Genomic DNA, 397 nt, shown 5'->3' with positions numbered 1-397 from the left:
TCACGAATTTAAAAAGATGTGTAAGCTTAATGAATTACCAAATAATGAGGAGAAATATAATAAAATCTTAAGTTACTTTGGATTGAGTTTAGATACGCTTGATTGGGAGGAGTTGAATAAAAGAGCTTATAAGATGAGTAAAGAACAGCAATTCTATTTGCAGAATCATAGAGAATATGCAGTATATATAGGAGAAATAAAAAAGACTAGATATGATATGATGGCAATTCTGTATAGCAACAAAAAAACTATCTCCAAAGATAACATTACATCAATAATTCTACTTGATACTTGGAATACAAGACGCTATAATTTAGAGCAAGAATCTATGGCGAGTTATAAACTTGCATGGTTCGAGGATAGTATAGGTTGCACATACATTATAAAAAGGAAATTT

General features: G+C 29.5%; 1 protein-coding gene. It reads left to right on the top strand.

The features are described 5' to 3' along the window. A partial coding sequence (locus tag CQA53_RS13480) for a hypothetical protein (protein ID WP_245945930.1) occupies positions 1–397 on the top strand: 397 nt, incomplete at both ends.

The organism is Helicobacter didelphidarum (genome assembly GCF_003364195.1).
Taxonomy (GTDB): domain Bacteria; phylum Campylobacterota; class Campylobacteria; order Campylobacterales; family Helicobacteraceae; genus Helicobacter_A; species Helicobacter_A didelphidarum.
The sequence above is the reverse complement of the archived record's forward strand: the minus strand, read 5'-3'. Positions and strand labels throughout refer to the sequence as shown.